Annotated in this window: 26 protein-coding genes, 1 riboswitch and 1 other annotated feature; of the genes, 6 read left to right on the top strand and 20 right to left on the bottom strand. The window is 35.7% G+C overall.

Going from position 1 to position 23,719, the window contains the following annotated elements:
• Window positions 1-34: 34 nt before the first annotated feature.
• The 4 genes from LB888_RS06965 to LB888_RS06950 all read right to left on the bottom strand — a co-directional run bounded on the left by LB888_RS06965 (window position 35) and on the right by LB888_RS06950 (window position 3,685).
• Complete coding sequence (locus LB888_RS06965) at window positions 35-886, bottom strand: aminoglycoside 6-adenylyltransferase (protein ID WP_276647325.1); 852 nt, start codon at window positions 884-886, stop codon at window positions 35-37.
• A gap of 351 nt (window positions 887-1,237) precedes the next feature.
• Window positions 1,238-1,870 (bottom strand): GyrI-like domain-containing protein, encoded by a 633-nt coding sequence (locus LB888_RS06960; RefSeq protein ID WP_276647327.1) that lies wholly within the window; start codon window positions 1,868-1,870, stop codon window positions 1,238-1,240.
• Between the two features lie 109 nt (window positions 1,871-1,979).
• Complete coding sequence (locus LB888_RS06955; protein WP_318752378.1) at window positions 1,980-3,086, bottom strand: lactate oxidase; 1,107 nt, start codon at window positions 3,084-3,086, stop codon at window positions 1,980-1,982.
• Between the two features lie 200 nt (window positions 3,087-3,286).
• Complete coding sequence (locus tag LB888_RS06950; protein WP_318752377.1) at window positions 3,287-3,685, bottom strand: PaaI family thioesterase; 399 nt, start codon at window positions 3,683-3,685, stop codon at window positions 3,287-3,289.
• A gap of 146 nt (window positions 3,686-3,831) precedes the next feature.
• Here LB888_RS06950 and LB888_RS06945 point away from each other — a divergent pair, with 146 nt between their 5' ends.
• From LB888_RS06945 to LB888_RS06930, 4 genes are all read left to right on the top strand, one after another.
• Window positions 3,832-4,416 carry an EndoU domain-containing protein gene (locus tag LB888_RS06945; RefSeq protein ID WP_318752376.1) on the top strand — a complete coding sequence of 195 codons (585 nt, stop codon included), beginning with the start codon at window positions 3,832-3,834 and terminating at the stop codon, window positions 4,414-4,416.
• Window positions 4,417-4,424: 8 nt separating this feature from the next.
• Window positions 4,425-4,733, top strand: coding sequence for a hypothetical protein (locus tag LB888_RS06940; protein WP_318752375.1), 309 nt, complete (start codon window positions 4,425-4,427; stop codon window positions 4,731-4,733).
• A 409-nt stretch (window positions 4,734-5,142) separates the two neighbouring features.
• Window positions 5,143-5,718, top strand: coding sequence for a chromate transporter (locus LB888_RS06935; protein WP_318752374.1), 576 nt, complete (start codon window positions 5,143-5,145; stop codon window positions 5,716-5,718).
• On the top strand, window positions 5,718-6,281 hold the full coding sequence (locus LB888_RS06930; protein ID WP_318752373.1) for a chromate transporter: 564 nt from the start codon (window positions 5,718-5,720) through the stop codon (window positions 6,279-6,281). Before LB888_RS06935 ends, LB888_RS06930 begins: the two co-directional genes overlap by 1 nt.
• A gap of 134 nt (window positions 6,282-6,415) precedes the next feature.
• On the opposite strand, the gene LB888_RS06925 is transcribed toward LB888_RS06930, so the two are convergent.
• The 14 genes from LB888_RS06925 to LB888_RS06860 form a co-directional block, all read right to left on the bottom strand.
• The gene (locus LB888_RS06925; RefSeq protein ID WP_318752372.1) at window positions 6,416-7,000 is read right to left on the bottom strand and encodes a DJ-1 family glyoxalase III; all 585 of its coding nucleotides are present in this window, start codon (window positions 6,998-7,000) and stop codon (window positions 6,416-6,418) included.
• 226 nt (window positions 7,001-7,226) lie between these two features.
• On the bottom strand, window positions 7,227-7,424 hold the full coding sequence (locus tag LB888_RS06920) for a hypothetical protein (protein ID WP_318752371.1): 198 nt from the start codon (window positions 7,422-7,424) through the stop codon (window positions 7,227-7,229).
• Between the two features lie 94 nt (window positions 7,425-7,518).
• Complete coding sequence (locus LB888_RS06915; protein WP_318752370.1) at window positions 7,519-8,178, bottom strand: ABC-2 transporter permease; 660 nt, start codon at window positions 8,176-8,178, stop codon at window positions 7,519-7,521.
• On the bottom strand, window positions 8,175-9,023 hold the full coding sequence (locus tag LB888_RS06910; RefSeq protein ID WP_318752369.1) for an ABC transporter ATP-binding protein: 849 nt from the start codon (window positions 9,021-9,023) through the stop codon (window positions 8,175-8,177). Before LB888_RS06910 ends, LB888_RS06915 begins: the two co-directional genes overlap by 4 nt.
• A gap of 1 nt (window position 9,024) precedes the next feature.
• On the bottom strand, window positions 9,025-9,399 hold the full coding sequence (locus LB888_RS06905; protein ID WP_078755040.1) for a GntR family transcriptional regulator: 375 nt from the start codon (window positions 9,397-9,399) through the stop codon (window positions 9,025-9,027).
• Window positions 9,400-9,502: 103 nt separating this feature from the next.
• Window positions 9,503-9,898 carry an arsenate reductase ArsC gene (locus tag LB888_RS06900; protein ID WP_318752368.1) on the bottom strand — a complete coding sequence of 132 codons (396 nt, stop codon included), beginning with the start codon at window positions 9,896-9,898 and terminating at the stop codon, window positions 9,503-9,505.
• Between the two features lie 436 nt (window positions 9,899-10,334).
• Window positions 10,335-11,660: a magnesium transporter gene (gene mgtE, locus LB888_RS06895; protein ID WP_276649257.1), complete on the bottom strand. Its 1,326-nt coding sequence runs from the start codon at window positions 11,658-11,660 to the stop codon at window positions 10,335-10,337.
• Between the two features lie 172 nt (window positions 11,661-11,832).
• Window positions 11,833-11,989: riboswitch (M-box (ykoK) riboswitch) on the bottom strand.
• A gap of 408 nt (window positions 11,990-12,397) precedes the next feature.
• Window positions 12,398-13,741: a branched-chain amino acid transport system II carrier protein gene (gene brnQ / locus LB888_RS06890; protein ID WP_318752367.1), complete on the bottom strand. Its 1,344-nt coding sequence runs from the start codon at window positions 13,739-13,741 to the stop codon at window positions 12,398-12,400.
• 55 nt (window positions 13,742-13,796) lie between these two features.
• Window positions 13,797-14,020, bottom strand: a binding site (T-box leader).
• 447 nt (window positions 14,021-14,467) lie between these two features.
• Window positions 14,468-16,354 carry a fructose-specific PTS transporter subunit EIIC gene (locus tag LB888_RS06885; protein ID WP_276649124.1) on the bottom strand — a complete coding sequence of 629 codons (1,887 nt, stop codon included), beginning with the start codon at window positions 16,352-16,354 and terminating at the stop codon, window positions 14,468-14,470.
• Between the two features lie 13 nt (window positions 16,355-16,367).
• Window positions 16,368-17,273 (bottom strand): 1-phosphofructokinase, encoded by a 906-nt coding sequence (gene pfkB / locus LB888_RS06880; protein ID WP_318752366.1) that lies wholly within the window; start codon window positions 17,271-17,273, stop codon window positions 16,368-16,370.
• Entirely contained in the window at window positions 17,270-18,022 is a 753-nt protein-coding gene (locus tag LB888_RS06875; protein WP_318752365.1) for a DeoR/GlpR family DNA-binding transcription regulator, read from the bottom strand. The genes pfkB and LB888_RS06875 overlap by 4 nt, the downstream gene beginning before the upstream one ends.
• A 571-nt stretch (window positions 18,023-18,593) precedes the next feature.
• Window positions 18,594-19,814 carry an ATP-binding protein gene (locus LB888_RS06870; protein WP_078755047.1) on the bottom strand — a complete coding sequence of 407 codons (1,221 nt, stop codon included), beginning with the start codon at window positions 19,812-19,814 and terminating at the stop codon, window positions 18,594-18,596.
• Between the two features lie 155 nt (window positions 19,815-19,969).
• The gene (locus LB888_RS06865; protein WP_318752364.1) at window positions 19,970-20,473 is read right to left on the bottom strand and encodes a hypothetical protein; all 504 of its coding nucleotides are present in this window, start codon (window positions 20,471-20,473) and stop codon (window positions 19,970-19,972) included.
• A 398-nt stretch (window positions 20,474-20,871) separates the two neighbouring features.
• Window positions 20,872-22,014, bottom strand: a complete 1,143-nt coding sequence (locus tag LB888_RS06860) for an RNA-guided endonuclease TnpB family protein (RefSeq protein ID WP_318752363.1) — start codon at window positions 22,012-22,014, stop codon at window positions 20,872-20,874.
• 101 nt (window positions 22,015-22,115) lie between these two features.
• Here LB888_RS06860 and tnpA point away from each other — a divergent pair, with 101 nt between their 5' ends.
• Both tnpA and LB888_RS06850 read left to right on the top strand, forming a co-directional pair.
• Window positions 22,116-22,538, top strand: coding sequence for an IS200/IS605 family transposase (gene tnpA, locus LB888_RS06855; RefSeq protein WP_318752362.1), 423 nt, complete (start codon window positions 22,116-22,118; stop codon window positions 22,536-22,538).
• 267 nt (window positions 22,539-22,805) lie between these two features.
• A complete protein-coding gene (locus LB888_RS06850) occupies window positions 22,806-23,021 on the top strand; it encodes a hypothetical protein (RefSeq protein ID WP_318752361.1) in 216 nt (71 codons plus the stop codon).
• A 58-nt stretch (window positions 23,022-23,079) separates the two neighbouring features.
• Here the strand turns inward: LB888_RS06850 and LB888_RS06845 are convergent, their stop codons facing one another.
• Entirely contained in the window at window positions 23,080-23,424 is a 345-nt protein-coding gene (locus tag LB888_RS06845) for a type II toxin-antitoxin system PemK/MazF family toxin (protein WP_318752360.1), read from the bottom strand.
• Window positions 23,424-23,654: a type II toxin-antitoxin system PemI/MazE family antitoxin gene (gene mazE / locus LB888_RS06840; RefSeq protein ID WP_318752359.1), complete on the bottom strand. Its 231-nt coding sequence runs from the start codon at window positions 23,652-23,654 to the stop codon at window positions 23,424-23,426. The genes LB888_RS06845 and mazE overlap by 1 nt, the downstream gene beginning before the upstream one ends.
• Between the last annotated feature and the right edge of the window lie 65 nt (window positions 23,655-23,719).

The raw sequence follows: 23,719 nt of genomic DNA, 5'->3' as shown, positions 1-23,719 counted from the left end.
AATGGTGTACTCTGCAGTGAAAAAAATTCGTTATTTAAACGACCGTTTCCAATGTTTGATGATACAGTTTAATCGTTTCATAAAAATTGGGAGCCGGATAATCCATTAATTGGCAGACTTCCTGTAATACCTCTTCAAAAAACACCATCATTTCATTTAAAACGATTTGCGTTTGTTCTAAGCTTTCTAAGCGATAGGTTTGATAAAGCCGTTGTGTTTCATCTGCTGACAATAACTGAGGCAGTCGCTTCATTTGTTTATTTAAATTAATTGGAAAGCCTACTCTTGCCCCTACTAAATAGCCTAACATTCGCAGTAACTCAGGTCTCAAAATTTGTTCTAATAACCCGTTCGCATATAATAATTCTTTTCTTAGTAGACCTTTTTTAACATAAGTACTGACAAAATAAAATTCATTGGCACAATCCTCAACATGTTGGGCAGAGGGTGCTTGTACCCAAAACATTTCATCAGTTGGTTCTAATGGGGTCTGAAACTGTCCATCTTTGTCAATCAAAATTTGAATTAAGGGATCTTGTTCAAAATAGAGTTGACTATCCGCAATCGGAACTAAAGTCAAATCTATTTTGATACCATCTGGAAATAACATTAAATAAGAAAACCAGCCATTGGGAAAGTCGGGAGGATACAAACTCATCCCTTCAGGTTTTTGCACAAAAATTCTTTCTCCAAATTTTTCTAACCATTTATCAGATGTCAAATAACTCTCAACATCTGTAACTAAAAATGTAATATCATAATCTTGCCATGGGTCTTGTTTTACATTAGGATTCACACGACTACCTTCCAGTGTCATTACTCTAATTCGTTCATCGGCAGTTACAATTTTAGTTAATAGGTCAAAAACTTGGTTTGAATTTCTCATTATATCATGGCTCCTTTATTTTTTGATTTGGTTCATAAAGATAACGACTGATTGGCGATTAAATTTTTATTCAAAAACGAGTATCGATTTTCTTGATGCTGTACAACTAAATTTGTTTAATCAGTTAACTTATTAAATGTCCTTCCAGTAACAACTCCCTTCTCTTATTGAAAGAGTAGACAAAAGCCTAAGACTCCTTCCTTACTTCCATTATACGACTCAAATCCAGTTAGTCGTCAAATAAAAGCTCCTTAATATTCAATTCTTTACTCAATATTTACGTGATTTCAATATTCATTCAAGACTTCATTTGTGTGGAATATTAAATTTCATGATGAAAGTTAAAAAATGCTACACTTTACGAATCGGATGTCTAACTAAGGTTTTTAATTTTTCTGGAGCGGTACGTCTGGGGTCACTATAATAGATTTCATGATGGTGACGTTGCTCGCTTAAGTCGAGGACATAACCTTCCGCTTCAGCATACTGATGCATTTTTTCGGCGGTTTCAGGTTCGGTATCATACGGTCCTATGTGAACTGCTTGTACGCACACGCCTTCTTCATAGGTTAATAATTCCACTTTCGAATAATCTTTTTGCTTCTTACTCGTTGCTTCTGTTTTAGCCCAATTCACAATTTCTTCCGTAACAAAATCGGGCATTCGGATTAAGGCATACCATTCAAATAATTCTTTTTTGGTTGCATCATAACCCTTTATATCCGTTTGCCACCAAAATCCCTCTAAAGGTGGCACCACAAAATCCTCATAATTCGGTAGGTCAACACTGCCTTTTTTACTCATTTTGATGGTATAAGCAATGCCATATAATTGCTCAATTGCTTTAGGATATTCGCCTTCCGGATCATTTGGATTACCACTACCCCTTACTGCTAAATATTGCATCTTTGGAATCGTAACAATGGTTGGTTGCTGTTTCGTTTGATAATATGCTTTTTCTACTTTTTTAAAATCAAAAACCATTTGAGCCCCTCCTTTATTAACTCTATTATATAACGCAGCAGAGGGACTTGAGAAGATAAAAAAATCCAGTTTAGAGCCGCACTGAGCTTTTCTAAACTGAATTAAATGATTATCTTAAATCAATTAATTGAGTATTTTTAATATCTTCAATTGTTTGTGTTCCAGCTAATTGCATCACACGTTTTAAATCTCTTTCAAAATATTCAAAAACAGATTGTACCCCTTGCCAACCGCCAAGTGCTAATCCAAATAACACTGGACGACCAATCGCAACGATATCTGCTCCACTAGCTAAGGCTTTAAAGATATGTTCACCACGACGGATACCTGAGTCAAACACAATCGGAACTCGTTTATCGACAACTTTAGCAATCGCAGGTAACATTTCAAATGATCCGGGTGCACCATCTAATTGACGACCACCATGAGTAGATACCCAAATACCGTCAACCCCCGCTTGAATGGCAGCTTCTGCATCTTCAGGTGCCTGAACACCTTTTAAGAAAACAGGTAAACCTGAATATTCTTTGATGAAACGAATGTCATCCATCGTAATTTTTTGTTTAGACTGTCCATAAATATTATTTAATGACATATCTTTCCCTGTACCTGTTAGGTAACGGGCAACAATCGGCATACTAAACGGATAGACGAAATGATTTTTCTCATCACGATGACGATTGCCCCCAACCGTCGCATCAGCCGTTAAAATAATAGCTGTCGCACCATCTGCTTTCGCTTCATCTAAAATGCTTTTATTTAATTGATCATCTTTAGACATATAAATTTGGAACCAACGAGGTGTGTCTTGTAATCCTTCATCGATTTCCTCAAAAGTTGCTCCTGAATATGCAGAAATCGACATTAAAGAGCCACCAAATTCACGGATTCCTCTTGCAGTACCCGCTTCTTTGGATTGATGTGCTAACCCATGAGCCGCGATTGGTGCCATTATATATGGTACTTTTAATTCATGTTCAAAGATTTTAGTATGAGTCTCTGGAAACTCAACGTTCGCAGCTACTCGTGGTACAATCCCTTTAAAATTAAAAGATTCCACATTACGTCTCAAGGTAAACTCATCACCAGATCCTCCTGCTAGGTAGTCAAAACCACCATGAGGTATGACTTCTTTGGCTAAATCTTCTAGCTCAATAGTGTTAAAAATTTCTAATTTTTTTACATGATCAGGTGCCCCATATTGTCCTTCTGTCATTTTACAAACTTCCTTCCAACTTACATTAAAATATTAACGGCATACTTTATGCCAATAGTAATATTATAACTCTCTTTGAGTAGTAATGTAAGGCTTTTCTAATCTTATAATAAAACTATATAAAGAACGCATCAAAACAAAAAAAGCAACGATTTTTCGCAATATAATTACGAATCGCCAATCATTGCTTGTTTAAAATACTAATCAATATGGAACATCGTCGCCATCATATCCACCAGTAAGACATCGTCTTGATTACGCACTTCCACTAAATAGATAGAAGTATTGCGCCCTTCTCTACGCGGAATTACTTTAGCTGTTAAAGTATCTCCCACTTTACCCGGCTTATAATAATTTATATTACTATCTAAAGTCACCGAATTTTGCTTAATATAAGCCATTCTAGCACCAGCTGCGACGTCACATAATGTAAATAGAAAGCCTCCATGAGCAATTCCTATGGGATTTGTATGTTTTTCTTCCATTTTAACTTGGACATAGACAAAATCATCCTCATCGACAAAGACTTGAGTTACACCAATTAATTTATGAAACTGACCTGAAATTTCAGTCATATCAAATGTTTGTTTAATATTCATGTTTTCACCTATCAATAATATTCGTTTTAGTAATAAATCTATTCTACCTAAATCTTATCAAATAGTAAATAAATTAACGTTTATTATGAGTTATTTGATTTAAAGTTATATACTAAGTATAATAAACTCATTCAAGGAGGATATCTATGAAAAAAATCTTCAAATACTGGTTAGTAACCCTAATAACTTTGTTACTCGTCGCTTGTGGCAATAACCCTAGTATCAATACGCCAGACAATGATCTTAATCATAACCCTGTTACTACTGAAGAAAGTCAAAAAAATAAACAGACGTCAACACATACCCAGACGGAATTCACCCCAGAAGATTTTGATACCGACAATTTAAAAGGGACCAACATTTTCGTAAAAAATGGGCTGGAACATATCTTCTTTGGTTCCATTAATCGTGATGGTAAAGCCACCGGCTATCATTACGAAGGCTTAGCTCCCGATGTTACAATTATAGAAAGCACACGCTCTAAATCAGACCGTCATGGTGTCTACCGTGCTAAAATAACAATTGATGGCGAACCGAAAAAAGCCTATTCTTCATTCTTTCCACAAAAGTGGACGCCACAAGAAGTCGTTGATGCAATCAATGAAGCCTATGAAAATAGTGAACATATAAGTGGTAATATTTTCGAAGGTGAGAGCCAAGGCATCAAGATTCAAATGTATCTCACTGATGATGACAAAATCATTTCCGCATTCCCTATATATGAAAGGTAGGATAAATTATGTACCATTTTGAAAAAAGAAAAGAGAGATACCATGTCGTCTTTGAAGATGATCCTCACTATTCATTGGTCGATCCCTTCCTTCAAGTTGAAGGTGCTAGTTTTGATGATATGATTACGCATACTATCATTGAGTTTCTCGATAACATTCACGATGAAAAAAGCTTTGCAGGTAATGTCTATCAAATAACGCTAAACCAAGACCACACGATTATTGAGGATACACTTGGCGAAATCAAAGAAACCATTCCAACCTCTTTATTTATCCAAATCTATATTCAATGGCTTGAGTACATTTACCCAGAATAAACGATAAACTCCTCACACAAATTGTGCGAGGAGTTTTTTTGTAGCATGTGGGTATTGTCTTTAGAAATCTGACTCATTTCATTGCGTACACTTACAACACCAACTCTAGTATCATTAAAACTGATATTAGCACTTTTCCTAGACAGGAAAAAGTTCATCAAAAAAACGGAATAGGACTCAAACTTTACTGGTCCACGCGTAACAACCTAAATAATTTACCAAAAAGGAATAGCTATTGGCCTATAAGATATTCTCCATATTGTACACACTCCTGCAAAAGGGACGTAATGGTTGAACTTATGCTACCTGTATTATTTAAGATTATAAACAGAGTTTCCCTTAATAATTAGCTCTATTTATGGTATTTTAGAAGAGTGAACATTATTTGCATAAGAAATGAGGAATTAACTTGAAACCTTTTACTAAACGAGACTATTTTCACTTATTTACCTCTACCTTTAAATTATCAGCCTTTACCTTTGGCGGAGGTTTTGTCATAATCCCTTTGATGCGCAAACGATTCGTTGAAGAATTACACTGGATTGAAGAAGAGGAAATGGTCGACTTAACGGTGATTGCACAATCTTCTCCGGGAGCCATTGCGGTTAATGCTGCTATCTTAGTTGGCTATCGTGTCGGTGGCCTTTTAGGAGCCTTGGTGTCCGTGATTGGAACCGTCCTTCCCCCTTTAATCATTATTTCGATTATTTCAATGTTTTACCAAGCTTTTCGTGATAACCTTTATGTAGGAATTATTATGAGAGGGATGCTAGCAGGAGTAGCCGCCGTCATTATTGACGTGGTTTGGCGCATGGGGCAACAGTTGATGAAAGAAAAACGTTTGTTACCTCTGATTGTGATGCTCTTAACCTTTATCGCTTCAAGGTATTTACGACTCAATATTCTGTTAATCATTGTGATGTGTGCCTTAATCGGAGCAATTGATAGTTGGTACCGTATGCGCAGACAGGTTGGTGATATTTGATGATTTTTTTAGAACTTTTTTGGTCATTTTTTCAAATTGGCTTATTTAGTATTGGCGGTGGCTATGCTGCGATGCCACTAATCCAAGATCAGACCGTTGAACTGCATCAATGGCTGACGATGACACAATTTGCTGATATTATGACGATTGCTGAAATGACACCTGGACCGATTGCGATTAATTCTGCCACCTTTGTCGGTATTCAAGTTGCAGGAATCCCAGGTGCACTTGTGGCCACCTTTGGATGCGTCTTGCCGTCCAGTATCATCGTGATGAGTTTAGCCTATTTATATTATCGCTATCGAGGGTTTTCTTTAGTCAATGGCGCCCTGGCAGGTTTACGACCAGCAGTGATTGCGATGATTGCTTCAGCTGGCTTATCATTATTTAATATGGCCATCTTTGGTCAACAAAGATTCCCCAAAGATAGCTTCAATCTCGATTGGATAGGCTTATTTCTATTTATCGCAGCACTGGCACTCTTACGCAAGTACAAAGCGAATCCAATCCATGTAATGATCATGGCTGGAGTGGTGCGTTTAGTGCTCTATTTGATAATGTGATCGATTAGCGTATAAAATCCATGAATAGAAAATAAAAAAACGCCTTAAAGACAAGTATCGGATTAGCCAACTTATCTTTAAGGCTTTTATAATGTATCAATGATTAAAACTATGTTGTTCTATTTTACTAGCACCTAAGCTTTAAACCCGTAAAACTCTTCCACTTTATGTTGTTGAATACCTTCTTTTAACTTCTCTACCGCCTCACGGCCTAATAAGGTTTCTACAATTTTAAAAGATTGATAGATAGCGATAGCTGCACCACGACCGGTAATAATATTACCATCTTCTACGACAATGTCATCCTCAACATATGCTTTAGCCGTCGTCAATTCCTCTTTAAAACTAGGGAAACTGGTCACATTTTTACCTTCAATAACCCCAGCTTTTTCTAAAACAATCGGAGCTGCACAAATTGCCGTAACCAATTTTTCTTCTTGATTAAATTGTTGCACAAGTTCAATGACCGCTTCATTATCTCGTAGATTAGTCGCTCCTGGCAATCCTCCTGGTAAATATAAACCTACATAATCATCTGGATTAATATCAGTTAACAATTTGTCGGCTAAAACAGGGATCTTATGAGAACCCGTTACCTTGAGGTCATCGGTAATCGAGACGGTATCTACTTCAATACCAGCTCTTCTTAAATAGTCAACGGGAGTCAATGCTTCAATTTCTTCAAATCCATCGGCTAAAAACACTAAAAATCTTTTCATTTTGTCCTCCTTATGTTGTCTTTTATCATACTACAAATTTAATATAACATAATGATAACGCATTATAAAACAATCCGACTATCTGTGGGAGTAGACCAGAAGTAGAAAATTGAATGATTTTCGCTTCGTCGGCCTACCCCCGCACAGTTGAGTAGGCCTCAAACAAGTCGAAAGATGCAGTTTGAGGCCACTCAACCACTGCGCTTTTAATTAACGAACAATAATCTTAACTATATTTATGAACTTTGATATTTAAACCGTAATTCATTGCTAACTCAACGATTGGAAATTGTTCCATCAAAGAAGAACCTGTAAACAACACCTGTCCTTTGGTTGCTATTAAATTTAAGTACTGATAATTTTTTAGTAAATCTTGTTGGTATTTTACAAACTCATCTAATTGTGTCATGTTCTCTTCAACCATCACTATGCCCCTCTCTCACTAACTCTATTATAATCCTTTTGAAAGCGTGAGCTAACCGAAAAGCCGTCCTAACTAAAGTCAGAACGACTATTATTTAGACTAAATCCTTCTCTTTATACCATTTTATTGCGGTTGTAATAGATACCAGATAGATTGCTAATAACATTGCGATTAGTAACAATATCATTAACATTTTATGATTCATTCCCCAGGTGATTAATTGAAATGTTTGTTCTTTAAAATAACTCGCTAAAAATCCAACTGCACCAAACAAAACAAAGGTTAAAGACATCATTAGTTTAGCTTTGGTATAGCCATATTTAAAATAAAACGGATATTGGATACAAACGATTAATTGGCTAATAATTAAATAGATTGGAATCACCGTGACGACCATCGACCAGATATTTTCGGTCTGGATAAATTGAGCAAGAACGAACGCTAGAAGGATTGTAGCCAACTGAATAATAATTGCCAGTACAAAATTGGAAACATATCTGCCAATCACAATCTCTTTTTCTTTAAAACCAAATACGCGATATAAACTATCAATTCCTGTTTTATCGCCAACTAAAAACGGGTACGTAGATAGAAGGCTTACAAATAATAAAGCGACACCAAAAATAATCATTAGATTACTCGTTACCATCGAATAAAATACGCCTAACCCAATGAATATTAGCGCATTTTTTAGCGTTAAATAGGGTTTAATCGATAACATGTCAATTTTGATAAATCTTATAATCTTACTCATTTTATCCTCCCATATAACATCATCACACGATCAATGGATGGTATTTGCACGTCAAATAATGAGGCATCCATTTGTTCAAGCCATTCGCTTTCAATCAAGACTTCGGTATTGACAAGGGAATCCTTGCGACCTAAAACGGCTTCACCATTAATTCTCTCAATGTCTCCACTTGAACCTACCAACACACGATATTGTTCCACAAAGTCGTCCTTACTACACGCTTTTAATAACTGACCTTGATCAATATACACAATATAATCGGCAATCATCTCCAAGTCTTGAGTGATATGTGTTGAAAATAAAACCGTATGATTTTCCTCACTCATAAAATCTTGAATTAGCGTAACAAATTCATCACGCATTTGCGGGTCCAAACCACTCGTTGGCTCATCTAAAATTAGAATATCTGCATTATGGGATAAAGCAATGGCTAACATTAACTTGATTTTCATCCCTTTTGATAACTCTTTAACTTTTAAATTTTCATGAATATCAAATTGCTTTAAATAGTTATAATATTTATCCATATCCCATTGCTGGTACCCTAAAGACATCACCTGATTAACCAGCTGCATATCCCAATCCTGTCCTAATAGAGGTTCATCCATTACGATGCCCACATTTTGTAAATAGTCATAATTTTGTGATATCGGTTGACCATTTTCCAAAATTTGACCTTCAAAATGGATTAATGACAACATCGATCGTATTGCGGTTGTTTTACCTGATCCATTACGGCCAATAAAGCCCGTCACATAGCCTTTAGGCACCTCAAAAGATAATTGATTCAACTTAAAATTTTTGAAACTTTTCGTTAAGTCGACTAACCCTATTCTATTGTCCATTTTATTCACCCTCATACATAAATTCGACTAATTCTAAAAATGTTTGTTTTTCAATAGCTAACGATTTTGCTAAAATAATAGCTTCTGATATGTTGTTCTCCATCTCTTTTTGTTTTTCTTCAACTTTTAACTCTTGATTATTTTCAGCAACAAATGTTCCTAGCCCTTGTCTTACCTCAATAAAGCCTTCTTTAGCTAATTCATCGTAAGCCTTTTTTACGGTTAAAATACTGACTTTCAATTCCTTGGATAAGACTCTCACCGATGGTAATTGCTCGCCATCATCCAATTGACCGGTCATGATATTCTCTTTGATAGCATTTTTAATTTGTTCAAATAACGGAATACTACTTCCATTTGAAAGAACGATTTTCAATGATTACCACCTCTTTGTATAACAGTATATAACACCCATTAACAGTTGTCAAATAAATAAAAAAGAGCAGCATCCCTTCAAGAAACACTACCCTTATTTTAAATTAACTCAATTCTTCTTTTAATGCTAATATATTTTTCTCAATTTTAGCGATAATCTCTTTGAAAAATGAATCATCATGGCCTGTTGGGTCTGCTAAATCCCAATCACCATCATATGATTTTCCGATAAAAGGACAACCTACTTCACACCCCATCGAAAATGCTATATCCGGCATTGGTATTTCATCGATAAGCTTAGAATGCTGAGTTGCTTCCATGTCAATATTATATAATTCTTTCATAATTCTGACAGCATCTTGATTAATTTGCGGTTTGGTTTCAGTCCCTGCTGAATAACTATCGAAAACTTCACTTGCGAAATGCTTTCCTAATGCTTCTGCTATTTGACTGCGACATGAATTATGAACACATATAAACGCTACTTTTTTCTTTTCCATTTTACACCCCTTTATGCCTGTTCACGGTTCATTATATACGCTCGCGAATTGTCTCTGCAAGTAAATCACCTTCGGTTTCAACTAATTATTAGTGAATGGTCTTTAACACGCGTTTACCATTTCTATTTGTTGGAATGCCTTGTTCAATTATAGTTGAATGACTCATAGTTCTAAATAAGATTTCGATTAACGTCGAAACATTCCTCATCAGTTAACCTATAGAAATCATAGTCAAAACGATTTTTTGACGCCTCCTAGATTAGCTAATAAAATTGTTGCAATTTCACATAGCACTCATTTCCATTTAATTCACAGTATCGAAGTTGCCACCCTGTCTTTTAAACAAATTTGCCATAGACCCATTCACTGCTAATCTAATGCTTAATGGCCCTTTAAACACATAAAAAATCGGACTCCTAAAGGAATCCGAGAATTGTTAAATACCTAATAAAAGGCTGGCAATTTCAAAATAAATAATTAAAGCGAAAGTATCAACAACCGTTGTAATCAATGGACCGGCCATGACCACTGGGTCTTGTTTAAAGAATAACCCAATAAATGGCAATACAGCCCCAACCAGTTTAGCCATTACGATAGTACACATTAAGCTAAGTGATACAGTTAAATTAACCATTAAACTAACATGATCCATCATTCCAATTCGAATAATGTTGATGATAGCTAAGCTTAGCCCGACCATCAAGGCAATTCTTAACTCTTTCCAAATAATTTTCAAAATATCGCCACTATCCAATTCACCTAAAGTAAGCGAACGAATAATAACCGTTGTGGTTTGACCACCAGCATTACCACCACTATCCATTAACATTGGAATATAAGCGGCCAGCACGACACTGGTTGAAATAATATCATCATATCTTTGAATAATATAACCAGTCATCGTCGCGGTAATCATTAATATCAAGAGCCATTTAATTCGTTTTAAAAAATGTGAATAGGCAGACTCTTCTAAATAGCCTTCATCAATATTAGCTACCCCTTGCATTTGGGCGATATCTTCAGAGAATTCTTCTTCAATAACATCTAAAACGGTCTCAGTTGAAATAACCCCTACTAAGCAACCTTCTTCATCAATAACGGGTAAAACAGACAAGTGATACTTATTCATTAATTTTGCCGCTTCTTCTTGGTCAGCTAATGTATTAATGGAGATGACATCGTGTTTGATTAATTCTGATAATGGTTGATCTTGATATCTTAAGAGATCCGCTACGTTAATAAAGCCCTGTAATTGTTGACTATGATTAACCACCCAAATAACTTGTAAAAATTCTGCATCAAATTGAGCGGTCTTTACTTTTTCAATAATTGTCTCTAACGTATCATTTTCATAACATTTAACTAACTCTACCCCCATAATAGAGCCAACACTTTCTTCTGGATAACCTAACACCTGATTAATTAATGGGCGTCTAGTACCATCTATATGGCGAATTAATCGTTTAACGATATTCGCAGGTACTTCACGCATGGTTTCAGCTAATTCAAATGAATCCAGATGTTGAATGACAGTCTCAAGCTCAGAATCACTTAAATGTTCAATCATTGCTTGTTTATAGTCAGTGCCCAACTCAGCAAAAGCTTCTGATAATTGTTCTTTTTTAATAAGACGACTGATAAATAAAATTTCTTCTGTATCAAGCTCTTCCATATAATGAGCCAAATCTACTTCATGCATTCTATTTAATTTTTCTGTTAGATCAAATAATTCTTTTTTGTTAAGTTCTAAAATTCCTTTCATACCAATACCTCAATTCATCATAAATTCGAGGTTTAGGTGAAGCTATTGATATGATACTATACCTTTGTCCCTGGGGATAATCATCACTCTTCAAATAAACCACTCCTCTATAATAAATTTTGGCGAAAAAAATAGTCTACCTCTATAAAGGCAGACCAAAAAAATACTTAAACAATAAAAAAACTAGTTCAAGCTTTAGCTCTGATAGGCGGTGAAATTACACTAGTCGTAACCTTAGCGATTACAACTGCTAACCAGCGAATAATGTCTCCATTTTTTTGCGGCGGTAACCCATATCCTATCAGTAGCCTCACCTACCTCTACCAAAGTATAACATAGCTAGATATTGTTTTCAACTAAATCTTTCACATAATCTAACACCGTTTAAGCTTATGATTTAAAGGTTTTTCTGAAAACGGTATGTGGTTTTCAATATCATAAGAACTTTAAGAAAATGCATCACTTTTTCATATATAAAAGAACCGGTCGTTGTTATTTGACAAAAACTCTCTACCAATCTCATCGCGTCAAATAACAGTAAACCTAAAACATTTCCTTTTTGCGAGATTAAAAACAATTTACGTACAAACTATTTTTTCGTATTCAAATATAATTTTCGAAGCAAACTCTTTTTCGCATTCAAGCGTGATTTTCAAACCAATTATTGTTCGCATTCAAGCGCAATGTTTATAAAAAATCTAGCCCCAAATACATGAGACTAGATGATAAAAGTGTATTTATTTTTCTGTTAATCCAAAGCTCACACGCGCACTAGCAACTTCGAATAATTTTTCAAGAAGCATTAACACAACAACCGCTACAGCTGTTGGCACTAACCAAGAAAGTCCATATTTTGCCATCGGGAATGACGCTGATAAATTGGCCAAGTAAGGCAACTTCAAGCCAAATGAAGCAAGTAAATCTACCAGTGGTAAACAAACTGATAAAAATGCTGCAACAACATAGGTTAAACGTGAGTAATGTACCCAATCATGAGTAGCCCCTAATACAATCAATACAAGAGCAACTGGATAGATGACAGTTAATAATGGCACTGAATAGGCTAATAAGTTATTTAATCCAAAGTTCGCCATGACAAATGAGAAAACTGTCCAAACCACTACCCAAGCATGATAAGATAATTTTTTACCGAAAAGCGTATGGAAATATTCACTACCACTCGTAATTAAACCAACACAAGTGGTTAAGCAAGCTAAAGTAAAGATAAAGGCTAATAACACTGCTCCAAACTCACCAAATACTAATCTTGTCGATTCAGATAAGATGAAGGCACCATTTTCAGCACCAGCAAATTGTGTAGAAGTTACCATACCAATTGTACTTAACATCGCATAAACTAAAAATAATACACACCCAGCGATAACACCAGCTTTTAAAGTATATCGTGTGACTTCGTTTCTATCTGTAATACCAAAGTTTTTAATAGCTAAACTCACCACGAAACCAAAGTTCAATGCCGCCACAGCATCCATGGTGTTATAGCCTTCTAAAAATCCTTGAACGACCGCTGCTTGTTGATAATTACCAACTGGAGCAGCCACTTCCTTCGGTAAGAAAATGACTCGTAAAAACATTAATAAGATTAAACTTAATAAGGTAGGTGTTAAATACTTCCCTACTCTTTCAACTAATTTCGTTGGTTTTAAGCAAATCCACATCGCGATGCCAAAGAAGACTGCCGTATATACTAAACGGGCAAATAGCGGATTAAAGCTCTCGGGTAAATATGGAGCAATCGCCATTTCAAAAGGGACACTTCCTGCTCTAGGAATTCCAAGTCCTGGTCCAATCGATACGTAAATAGCAGTGGTAAAAACTAACGAAAACAATGGACCTACACGATTGGCTAAATTCGATAACCCGTCGGTCTTACCAACAACAATAGCTCCTACTACCGGAAACACCACGGCTGTAATAGCAAAACTTAATAATGCGACTAGTGTCGTCGATCCTGCTTGGTTTCCCAATAGAGGTGGGAAAATTAAATTGCCTGCACCAAAAAACAATCCAAATAACATAATGCTAACTTGTAAAAACTGACTACGGGTTAATTTTTTCATTCTATTTCCTCCTAATTTTTCTTCCTAAAAATGAAAAAATCCTTTGTCACGAATGACAAAGGACGAAATTATCGCGGTACCACCTTTTTTCTTAACTAAATAAGCGCTCGAACATCAATCAATGTTGGGTAATGATAACGCCTACCACTGCGTCAACTCTTACTAAGTTTCAGAGTTGCAAAAGAAAAAGGATTTTCAACTTACTTCGATATAAGCTCACACCCACCGCTTACTCTCTGAAATACTCCACAAGTTTACTCGTTTTTTCATGTTTCTAAGATTAAAATTATTTTAATACAGTTATAATAGCACTCATTTTAGACAGTGTCAAGCATCGTTTTTTACTATCAGGAGAAAACTTTAACAAATCTTTAAATTTGAGTAGTTGCTTGGTTGAAATGATTGATTTTGATTGGTTTTGGAAACTATTCTACCTTCTCCCCTACTTTAATACACTTTTTATTTGTGCTCTCGCTACAAATTTTCACAGTTCTAATCAAGACACTGCTTATTTTTTTATAGAACCTTTGAGATAGAAACAATCTCTATCATCTATCCCGCTATTAACTAAAAACGCTCGTTAACTTTTAGGGACTGCAACAGTGAGAAATTAGCTCATATATGGTATCAACTCTTCTCTTAGTCAAAAAAAACAGAAGCAAAATCATTGCTTCTGTTTTCATTTAGGAGTTGGAATTAATTGAAACGCTAAGTTATGATAACGAATTATTCGTTAATGTTTTTCTTTAAGGTTCCTAAGATAAAGGCACTTGCGACTGCCCCTGCGATGACTGCTACTAAGTACATCACTGGATTTTCAACAACACCAATAACCCAGATACCACCATGTGGCGCACGTAAAGAACAGCCAAATAACATTGATAATAATCCAGCTAAGCCTGAACCGACAGCCATTGAAGGAATCACGCGTAATGGGTCAGCTGCTGCAAAAGGAATCGCCCCTTCAGTAATGAATGACATCCCCATAATAATATTTGTTGGAATGGCTTGACGATCTTTTTCAGTAAATTTATTTTTGAATAATAACATTGCTAATGAAATAGCTAACGGCGGTACCATACCACCAGCCATTACTGCGGCCATTACTGCTGAAGAACCTGACGCTAAAGAAGCTGTACCAAAGACATATGCTGCTTTGTTAACCGGTCCACCCATATCCACTGCCATCATAGCACCTAATAAAGCACCTAATAATAACTTAGAAGAATTGCCCATATTATTTAACCCATCTGTAATCATGGTATTTAATTGAGCTAATGGTGGATTTAATAATAATAGCATAATCGCACCAATACCTAAGATTCCAAATACTGGGAAAATTAACATCGGTTTGACCCCGTCCATTGAACGTGGAAGTGGTTCTGTCACTTTACGTAATAATAAGATTAAGTAACCCGCAATAAATCCGGCTGCTAAAGCTCCTAAGAAACCAGCACCACCAGTATTAGCTAGGTACCCTCCTACCATCCCGACCATTAAACCTGGACGGTCGGCGATTGACATCCCAATATAACCGGCTAAAACAGGCAACATAAAGCTGAAGGCTGCTCCCCCAATTTGATTAAAGAAAGCTGCTAATGGTGTATTAGAACCAAAGCTTGAAGGATCGATTGTATAATCATCTAGTAAGAAAGCTACCGCGATTAAAATTCCTCCACCAACTACGAATGGTAACATATGCGAAACACCATTCATTAAGTGTTTATAGAATTTTTGACCAACAGTTAGATGGCTATCCTCTTCAGTAGCTGCTGCTGCTTGACCTGTTGCTTGATAAACTGGACGTGATTCATCTAAGACACGGTTGATTAATTCTGCTGGTTTATTAATACCATCAGACACTTTGGTATCAACTAAACGTTTACCATTGAAACGTGATTTATCCACTGCCACATCCGCTGCAATAATAACCCCTTTAGCATTAGCAATTTCAGCTGTCGTTAAGGCATTCTCAATTCCAGTTGAACCATGAGTTTCAACTTTGACATTATAACCCATTTCTTTGGCTTTATTGATAATCCCTTCAGCTGCCATATAAGTATGGGCAATACCTGTCGGACAGCCTGTAACCGCTACAATATCATAGCCAGTGTTCGTTTCTTTGCCTAATACCCCTTGGAAGTCTTCAGGGAATTTTTCGGCTTCTTTTTGATTAATCGTATTTAAAAATGTCGTCTTGTCTGTTGCTTTTAATAATGATTTACGGAAGCTTTCATCCATTAACATGGTTGATAAACGTGATAATACTTTTAAGTGCTCATCGTTTGAATTTTCAGGCACCGCTATCATAAAGAATAAATTAGTAGGTGTGCCATCTAATGATTCATAGTCCGTGCCACTTGGTACGGTCATTGATACTAATTGTGGTTTTAAAACACCTTTCGACTTCGCATGAGGAATGGCAATCCCTTCACCGATTCCGGTCGTACCAGAAGCTTCACGAATTTTTAAATCTTCAATATATTGAGCTTTATCTGTTAAAGCACCGGTCTTTTCCATCAAATCTGCTAAACGATGAATGATTTCATCTTTGGTACCAGCTGCTTGTCCTAAGCTAATGCCGACTGGTTGCAATAATTCTGTAATTTTCATATTAAACCCCTTCTTATAATTTATTATATATCGCCATAATTTCATCTTTAGTGCCTAAGTTTTCTGAAAATGCTGTTGCACTACCACAGCTTACACCTAATTTGAACGCTTCAATTGGTGAATATTGATTTTTTAATCCATACATAAAACCAGCCACCATCGAGTCGCCTGACCCTACGGTATCAATCACTTCTCCTTTTGGAGCTGCTAAAAACAGACCTTCCCCTTGACTAGATAAGAAATAAGCACCATCGCCACCCATCGAAATAATAATATTTTTGGCGCCCATTTTTTGTAATTCTTTTGAATAGTGCTCAATTTGTTGCGGATCTTCAATCGTTACACCAAAGAAATCTTCTAGTTCTCGTAAATTGGGCTTTACCAAGGTTGGCCCATAAGGTAATGAGAGTTTTAACGCTTCTCCGGTCGTGTCAACCGCAATGGCCACCTCTTTATCTTTCAATAATTCCATAATTTCTGCATAAAACCCATTGCCTAGTGAATCAGGAATACTTCCTGATAAAAATAAATAATCGCCATTTTTTACGTCTTCTATTTTATTTATTAATTCTTGGCGATCTGCTTCATTGATGGTTAAACCTGGACCATTAATTTCTGTTTCGACATCCGCCTTGATCTTCGTATTAATGCGAGTAAATCCTTCTTTAACTAAAATAAAATCACTTAATATTTTATCCTCATCACGTAACACACGCTCGATTTCTTTACCTGTAAAACCGGCGATATAACCTAAGGCAATACTTCTTTCACCTAAATTTTTCAAAATTTTACTGACATTGATGCCTTTACCACCGGCGCTAACGCTTTCAGCATCCATCCGGTTTGTTTCACCTGCTTCTACTTTTTCCAATCTTACGATGTGGTCTAATGCAGGATTTAAAGTTAAAGTGTAAATCATAGTTCCTCCTCCAAAGTCGTTATAATGGCTTGTTCTGTCCCGTCAATTAATTGGTTAGTAATAATTTTCGCTTCAACATCATGACAAAACGTCACTTGAGATACTTTACCAACTTTACTATCATCCGCTAAAATCATCACTTCCTTGCATCGTTCAATCGCTGCTGTTTTGACCATCGCTTCATTAATATCAGGCGTTGTAAAACCAAACTCTTTATGCAAACCATTCGTTCCAAAAAAACCAACTGTAAAATTAAAGCGCCGTAAATATTCACTAGCTGCAATCCCGATAATCGAATCGGTGCTTAACTTAATTTCTCCTGGTAAAATAAAAACTTTATAATTTCGAGCTGACAAATCACGCGCAATTCCGATTGAATTGGTAACGAAAGTAACATTGGTAGTATCGATAAAAGCAACCATTGCTTCCACACTCGAACCCGCATCCATATAAACAAAATCATTTTCTTTAATATATTGTGCGGCTAATTGACCAATTAAAATCTTTTCTTGAATTTTAACGGTCATCTTAGTATCCATGGCATCTTCAGTTGTAACGTAATCGGCAATCACAATCGATTTTGCCCCACCAAAGATTTTCTTAATCTTTTTGGCCTCATCTAATTCATTTAAATCTCGGCGAACGGTCGCCAATGAAATATCTAAAGCTTCAGCTATTTGATCCGTTTTAAGTGTTTTATGTCGATTGATCAGTTCTACTATCTTCGCTAAACGATCATCTTTTAACATATTGTCACCTCATTCTTGTGCTCATAGTATCACGAATAAATCAATAAGTCAATCGTTTTCAATCAAAATAAATCAATTTGATTCATTTTAATCAAGTTGTATTCGCTTAAACAATCAAAAACAATCATTTACAGGCGAATTAAGATTTTTAAGTATGTGCAAAATATCGTTTTTGGGGACAAAAAAACCACCCGAAGGTGGTTTGCTTTTTATGATGTAAATAATATAGATGATATGACATACTTTGAACGGGAAAACGTAAGTTCTAAAATTAATTTAACCACTTATATTTTGAATCCTTAGCTTATAATGATTAAAATGTAGCTGCTTGTTACGATTGGGTGAGAGAACAATTTTATCGTTTAGATACATTACTTAATACAAATATCCGGTAAGCTAAATTGATTGACCAAAAATTAACCGCACTGCAATAAAGTCTAGGATTTCCCCCACACCTAATTCGTTAATTCCGTCAAGTGCTATGATATAGTCAAAGCATTACAAAAACATCTCAAGACGTTATTATTGTGGTGACTCAACCATAATAAAAGACATTTAAGATGTATCATCATTATAATTCTTTTATAGAATATACGAGTGTATCTTCTGCTAACAAATAATTTCGCTCCACTTGTGCCAAAATTGTTTTTAGTCCTACTTCGTAACCTTCTGCTTTGTCTAAAATCGACATATGCTTGGTCATTTTTATATTTGGACTTGCTGTATGTTTGATTTCAATAGGATATAGTACTCCAGAATCTTCAATAATTAAGTCAATTTCCTTTTTATCTTTATCGCGATAAAAATAAATTGGATAATGACTACTCCCTTGATTGCTATAAGACTTAATAATTTCGGATACACAATAGTTTTCTAATATTGCTCCTGCAAAAGCGCCATTTTGGAGCGTCTTGGCTGTGGTCCATCTTCCTAAATATGCGACTAAACCAGTATCAAAAAAATACAAAACAGGTGCTTTTGTAACACGCTTTAATTGATTGTTGGAAAAGGTTGGAATAATATATATCATTCCACTTGCTTCCAAGATACCAATCCATGCTTTTACTGTCTTTTGATCCACTCCTACTTCTTGTGCTATATTGGCATAATTCACTTCTTGACTGGTTCTTGCAGCTAAAATTGAAATAAATCGGTTAAAAAGATTTAAATCTTGAATGGCTGTCAATTGTCTAACGTCTCTTTGAATGAAGGTCGTCAAGTAACTCGAGTAATACATTTCCCAATCCATCTCTGGTCTGCGATAAAGTTCTGGTAAAGAACCACGATGAATAATTTCCCATAGTTGTGAGTAATTTAACTCAGAATGCGAATCGTGTATTAACGTCGTAGAGGGAACGAATGCATTGTTTTGACTATGTCCTATAATTTCCTGGGTCGATAGTGGCTTTAATTCCATTATTCCGACCCTACCAGCTAGACTTTCACTGACGTTTTGCATTAATGCAAATGTCTGTGACCCTGTTAAGATAAATTGTCCGACCTCATCCGTTGAATCGACAATCCGCTTTAATTCGGAAAAAATTTCAGGACATAACTGTACTTCGTCAATAATCAATTTACCTGGATGGTTGATGAAAAACAATTTGGGATCACTTGTAGCTAATTGTAACTCATTGATATCGTCGAAGGTTATATATTCATATTCTGCTCCATACAACTCTTTTAATAATGTTGACTTCCCTACTTGACGCGGACCTGTCACTAATGCAATTTTGAATGTTGACACGATTTTTTCTATTACTTTTTCGGCTGTTCGTTTAATATATACCATATTCTCACCTCATGTTAAAAATTACGACCAATCTGGAATTCAATTCCATTTTAGTCGAAAAAACAATTTTTTTCAAGCAAAAACCCGTCCAATCTGGAATAGGATTCCATTTTGGTCGGGTTTTCCATCTTTTTTGAGCATTTTACACTTTCTAACTACAAAGCCGAATCATAGAATTCTACAAACTTACTAACGAAAGACTCATCCAGTGAATGACTCCACTTTTCGCGGTCAAGGTGCGTTAGAACATAGCTTGTTTTCGCTTCATCACGTAAGGCTTCACCTACTTCATCAGAATTAAACGAGAATGAGTTGACGTAGGTGTTCATGCCGTCTACAAACTCATTGATATAAGTCTCATCTCTAAATAAGTGATTATGACCTCGATCTTCATAAAGCACAAATTCAAAACGATTATCCTCACCATATTGCTCGTAAAACGAATCATATCCATAGGCCGTCGGTACTAGTTCATCATCTTGACTTTGTACGATCATCATCCTAGCATCCGTATTGCCAAAAACTTCTAAAGCTGTCTTAGTGGCATAATCTCCAAATCTAATGCGTTCATATAAATACCCCATTAATTTTTGTTCTTCGTTAGAATAAAATGGCATTTCCGTTCGTTGTAAGCCATCAAAACCTTCTGCTTCTAACATTAAGGGCGCAAAACTTTCTTGTCGTCCTGAAATATTTTCTCAGTAAATAAAAACAGAAAATGCTGCAAATGCCACCACAAATACCATCATCACTATAGCTAGTCCAATCAGTAACTTTTTCCAGATTGAACCCTTTTTCGGTGTTTTTGTTTTATTATGCTTGTTCATGACCTCTTCTCTTTTGACAAACAACATCTTTCACTAAACAAACAATCTATCAAGCTTCAAACATTTTTTTCTTTAGTTTAAATGGATTTGGCTCTTTTGGCTTCATTATTTTCTCTTTATATAAAACTTTCTACGGCATGATTGATGAACTACAACGCCATTAAAATGGCGTGTTTCTAGGAACACTCATGACTTGTTCCGCTTATTTCAAAGCAAAACAGCGGTCTAAGCTATTTAACTAAGGCCTGTTCCAGGCCAATATTTAATATATTTTTAGCTGCGTTGATATCTCTATCGTGATGCATATTACACTTCGTACAAGTCCAATGACGTATATTTAACGCTTTTTTACCGCTATCATATCCGCAATTGGAACATTTTTGTGACGTCTTGTACGGATTAATCGCTACAAATGTCTTATCATACATTTCGCACTTTGCCTCTAGGATTGTTCTAAACATCCGCCATGATTGGTCAGCAATCGAACGAGCTAATTGATGATTTTTCATCATATTAGTCGTCTTTAAGTCCTCTAGTACGATAACGTCATAACTTTTAACCATATCGGTTGTGATTTTATGAATGTAATCCTTACGGATGTTTTTGATACGTTGATGAATACGGGCAACTTGGCGTTTGGCTTGCTGGTAGTTTTTCGCATCCACTAAAGCTATACCGTTCTTTTTGGCTTGTAAACGTCTACGGGCCATTCGCTTTTCCCAATAATGTAATTGTTTTTTATAAGACAAATGTAGTCGTTGACTTTGATATTTTTTACCATCAGACGTAATAGCTAAATCACTTACACCTAAATCGACACCGACTACATTCCCTGTTTTGGGCATTGCTTGATTATCGCTTGTGACCAAAAGAGAGAGATAGTAGTCGCCACTAGGTGTATATTTAACGGTGACAGATTTTATGCGTTCATTCTCAATGTGAAGCACACTTGACTTACATTTTACCCAACCTAACTTGGGTAATTTAATATACCGTTGATTATCATTGAAACGAATGTTGTTGCCACGTATGGTACTTAAATACGACTGTTTGGTGTTCTTCTTTGATTTGAATTTTGGGTATTTTGAATAACCTTTAAAAAACCGAACAAAAGTTTCGGATAAGCGTTTAACACTACATTGAACAGCTACGCTATCAACTTCACGCAACCAGGGATATTCCTTCTTCATTTGCGGAATAAGAGCGGATAATGCATTATAAGACAGCATCTGAAGGTCAGGATTGTTTTCATACCGCGCATTCAACATGGCCAACATTTCGTTCCAGATGAACCGGGTATGACCAAAAGTCATATGAATTAACTGACGCTGTTTTTCGTTAGGATAGATCTTACACTCAATTCCTTGATACATGTTTTCACCCCCTTTGTTTTTATAGATATATTATACCATACACATGACATTTGTTTATAGCGATATCAATTGTTATAATGTAAATAAGGAGGTGTTTACGTATGATGGTAAAAACAAGGACAAATGTCTATGATTTTAATTTCCATTTGGTTTGGGTAACAAAGTATCGTAAAGAAATATTTACAAGCATTGAAAAACAAAACGCCATGCAAGATATGTTGACCCACATTTGTGATAAACACGATATTGTCATCCAATCGCTGCAAGTTATGCCTGACCATATCCATATGTTGATTTCGTTCAACCCTAAACATGCCGCAAGTAATATCGTCAAGACACTTAAAGGGAAATCTGCCCGTCTATGGTTCAAAGCTTATCCAGAAACAAAGGCAATGTTATGGGGTGGCCATTTATGGACACCTAGTTATTTCATGTCAACAGTAGGTAGTATGTCTAAAGAAACTGTTAAAAAATATATTGAAAATCAATTAACAGAATACAATGACGGTCGCCCTAGAACTTGATTCATCCATGTATGAATTACACGGTTTTATCAAGGGGCGACTTTAAATAAAATCTTGGTATCCTCTGTCAAGCTCAACTTGTTGAAACTTCTTTCGCCACATATTCTATATCCTTTTGCGCATTACTATTCTATATTTATTATGACAATATTGGGTTAATTTTTCAATTTAAGACACTAGCATATACTAAATCAAATGAAAGAACTAGTGACTGAGTATGAAACTTGATAAATTTAGTCAAGGTATTGTTAATTAAAAACGCAGTGGTTGAGTGGTCTCAAACTGCGTCTCAACGAGATTGAAGATATATTTGAAAAATTCAGTCAAATTAGTGCTTATTCCTTAAAAGCGCAGTGGTTGAGTGGTATCAACCTGCGTCTTAATGACTTGCTTGAGACCTACTCAACTTTGCGGGGGTGGACAGACAAAGCGAAAATCATTTTACTTTCTACTTCTAGTTCATTCTCAACTGTGATGGGTTAAGCAAACGAAGCGACAACCATTCGATTGTCTACTTCACGCCACTCCCTATTACTAAAAACTAATTAAAAATATATTGAATAATTTGATCGACTCTTTGAATATACCCTTCAGGCAATTTTTCAATAAAGTCTACCTTTCTACTATTAAAGTCCAACGATTTTAATTGTGGAATAACAATTTGACCCTTTGTTTTTAGTATATGGGGCAATTGAACCCTTGTTGGATAATTAAGCAATGTTGTTGTAATTGGACACACAATAGCAAATCCTGTCGTTCGATTAAAATCATGTCTTGATACGACTAATGCTGGTCTTCTTTTTTGAATTTCTTTTCCAGCTGAAGGATCAAAATCGAACCAAACGATATCTCCTTTTGATGGAACATAGCTATTTACTTCTAACATTACCATACCTCATTTCCTGAAGTTGGTATACCTTCTAACACTTCCGCTTCATAATAGGCACCATCTTCAGCTACCAAAAATGGATCTTCAACTTTAGGCGTCAAAATAATACTACCATCATCTAGATAAGTAACAAAATACTCCTTTTGACTTTGTAATGTTATATTATCAGCTACAGGTAAAGTTACTACGATTGAATTGCCTTGTGTTCTTGTTTTGGTTGTTAACATGTTATCACCTCGCATCTATTATACCAGCAACATTTGATGTAATCAACAATTATAAATGTTACTAG

Source organism: Globicatella sp. PHS-GS-PNBC-21-1553 (assembly GCF_033564055.1).
GTDB classification, from domain to species: domain Bacteria; phylum Bacillota; class Bacilli; order Lactobacillales; family Aerococcaceae; genus Globicatella; species Globicatella sulfidifaciens.
This window is presented reverse-complemented; position numbering and strand designations above follow the sequence as displayed.

Excerpts from the sequence above, each read along its gene's own strand:
- LB888_RS06965 (WP_276647325.1), bottom strand. The coding sequence starts at position 886 with ATGAGAAATTCAAACCAAGTTTTTGACCTATTAACTAAAATTGTAACT.
- LB888_RS06960 (WP_276647327.1), bottom strand. The coding sequence starts at position 1,870 with ATGGTTTTTGATTTTAAAAAAGTAGAAAAAGCATATTATCAAACGAAA.
- LB888_RS06955 (WP_318752378.1), bottom strand. The coding sequence starts at position 3,086 with ATGACAGAAGGACAATATGGGGCACCTGATCATGTAAAAAAATTAGAA.
- LB888_RS06950 (WP_318752377.1), bottom strand. The coding sequence starts at position 3,685 with ATGAATATTAAACAAACATTTGATATGACTGAAATTTCAGGTCAGTTT.
- LB888_RS06945 (WP_318752376.1), top strand. The coding sequence starts at position 3,832 with ATGAAAAAAATCTTCAAATACTGGTTAGTAACCCTAATAACTTTGTTA.
- LB888_RS06940 (WP_318752375.1), top strand. The coding sequence starts at position 4,425 with ATGTACCATTTTGAAAAAAGAAAAGAGAGATACCATGTCGTCTTTGAA.
- LB888_RS06930 (WP_318752373.1), top strand. The coding sequence starts at position 5,718 with ATGATTTTTTTAGAACTTTTTTGGTCATTTTTTCAAATTGGCTTATTT.
- LB888_RS06925 (WP_318752372.1), bottom strand. The coding sequence starts at position 7,000 with ATGAAAAGATTTTTAGTGTTTTTAGCCGATGGATTTGAAGAAATTGAA.
- LB888_RS06920 (WP_318752371.1), bottom strand. The coding sequence starts at position 7,424 with ATGGTTGAAGAGAACATGACACAATTAGATGAGTTTGTAAAATACCAA.
- LB888_RS06915 (WP_318752370.1), bottom strand. The coding sequence starts at position 8,178 with ATGAGTAAGATTATAAGATTTATCAAAATTGACATGTTATCGATTAAA.
- LB888_RS06910 (WP_318752369.1), bottom strand. The coding sequence starts at position 9,023 with ATGGACAATAGAATAGGGTTAGTCGACTTAACGAAAAGTTTCAAAAAT.
- LB888_RS06900 (WP_318752368.1), bottom strand. The coding sequence starts at position 9,898 with ATGGAAAAGAAAAAAGTAGCGTTTATATGTGTTCATAATTCATGTCGC.
- mgtE (WP_276649257.1), bottom strand. The coding sequence starts at position 11,660 with ATGAAAGGAATTTTAGAACTTAACAAAAAAGAATTATTTGATCTAACA.
- brnQ (WP_318752367.1), bottom strand. The coding sequence starts at position 13,741 with ATGAAAAAATTAACCCGTAGTCAGTTTTTACAAGTTAGCATTATGTTA.
- LB888_RS06885 (WP_276649124.1), bottom strand. The coding sequence starts at position 16,354 with ATGAAAATTACAGAATTATTGCAACCAGTCGGCATTAGCTTAGGACAA.
- pfkB (WP_318752366.1), bottom strand. The coding sequence starts at position 17,273 with ATGATTTACACTTTAACTTTAAATCCTGCATTAGACCACATCGTAAGA.
- LB888_RS06875 (WP_318752365.1), bottom strand. The coding sequence starts at position 18,022 with ATGTTAAAAGATGATCGTTTAGCGAAGATAGTAGAACTGATCAATCGA.
- LB888_RS06870 (WP_078755047.1), bottom strand. The coding sequence starts at position 19,814 with ATGGTATATATTAAACGAACAGCCGAAAAAGTAATAGAAAAAATCGTG.
- LB888_RS06865 (WP_318752364.1), bottom strand. The coding sequence starts at position 20,473 with ATGTTAGAAGCAGAAGGTTTTGATGGCTTACAACGAACGGAAATGCCA.
- LB888_RS06860 (WP_318752363.1), bottom strand. The coding sequence starts at position 22,014 with ATGTATCAAGGAATTGAGTGTAAGATCTATCCTAACGAAAAACAGCGT.
- tnpA (WP_318752362.1), top strand. The coding sequence starts at position 22,116 with ATGATGGTAAAAACAAGGACAAATGTCTATGATTTTAATTTCCATTTG.
- LB888_RS06845 (WP_318752360.1), bottom strand. The coding sequence starts at position 23,424 with ATGTTAGAAGTAAATAGCTATGTTCCATCAAAAGGAGATATCGTTTGG.
- mazE (WP_318752359.1), bottom strand. The coding sequence starts at position 23,654 with ATGTTAACAACCAAAACAAGAACACAAGGCAATTCAATCGTAGTAACT.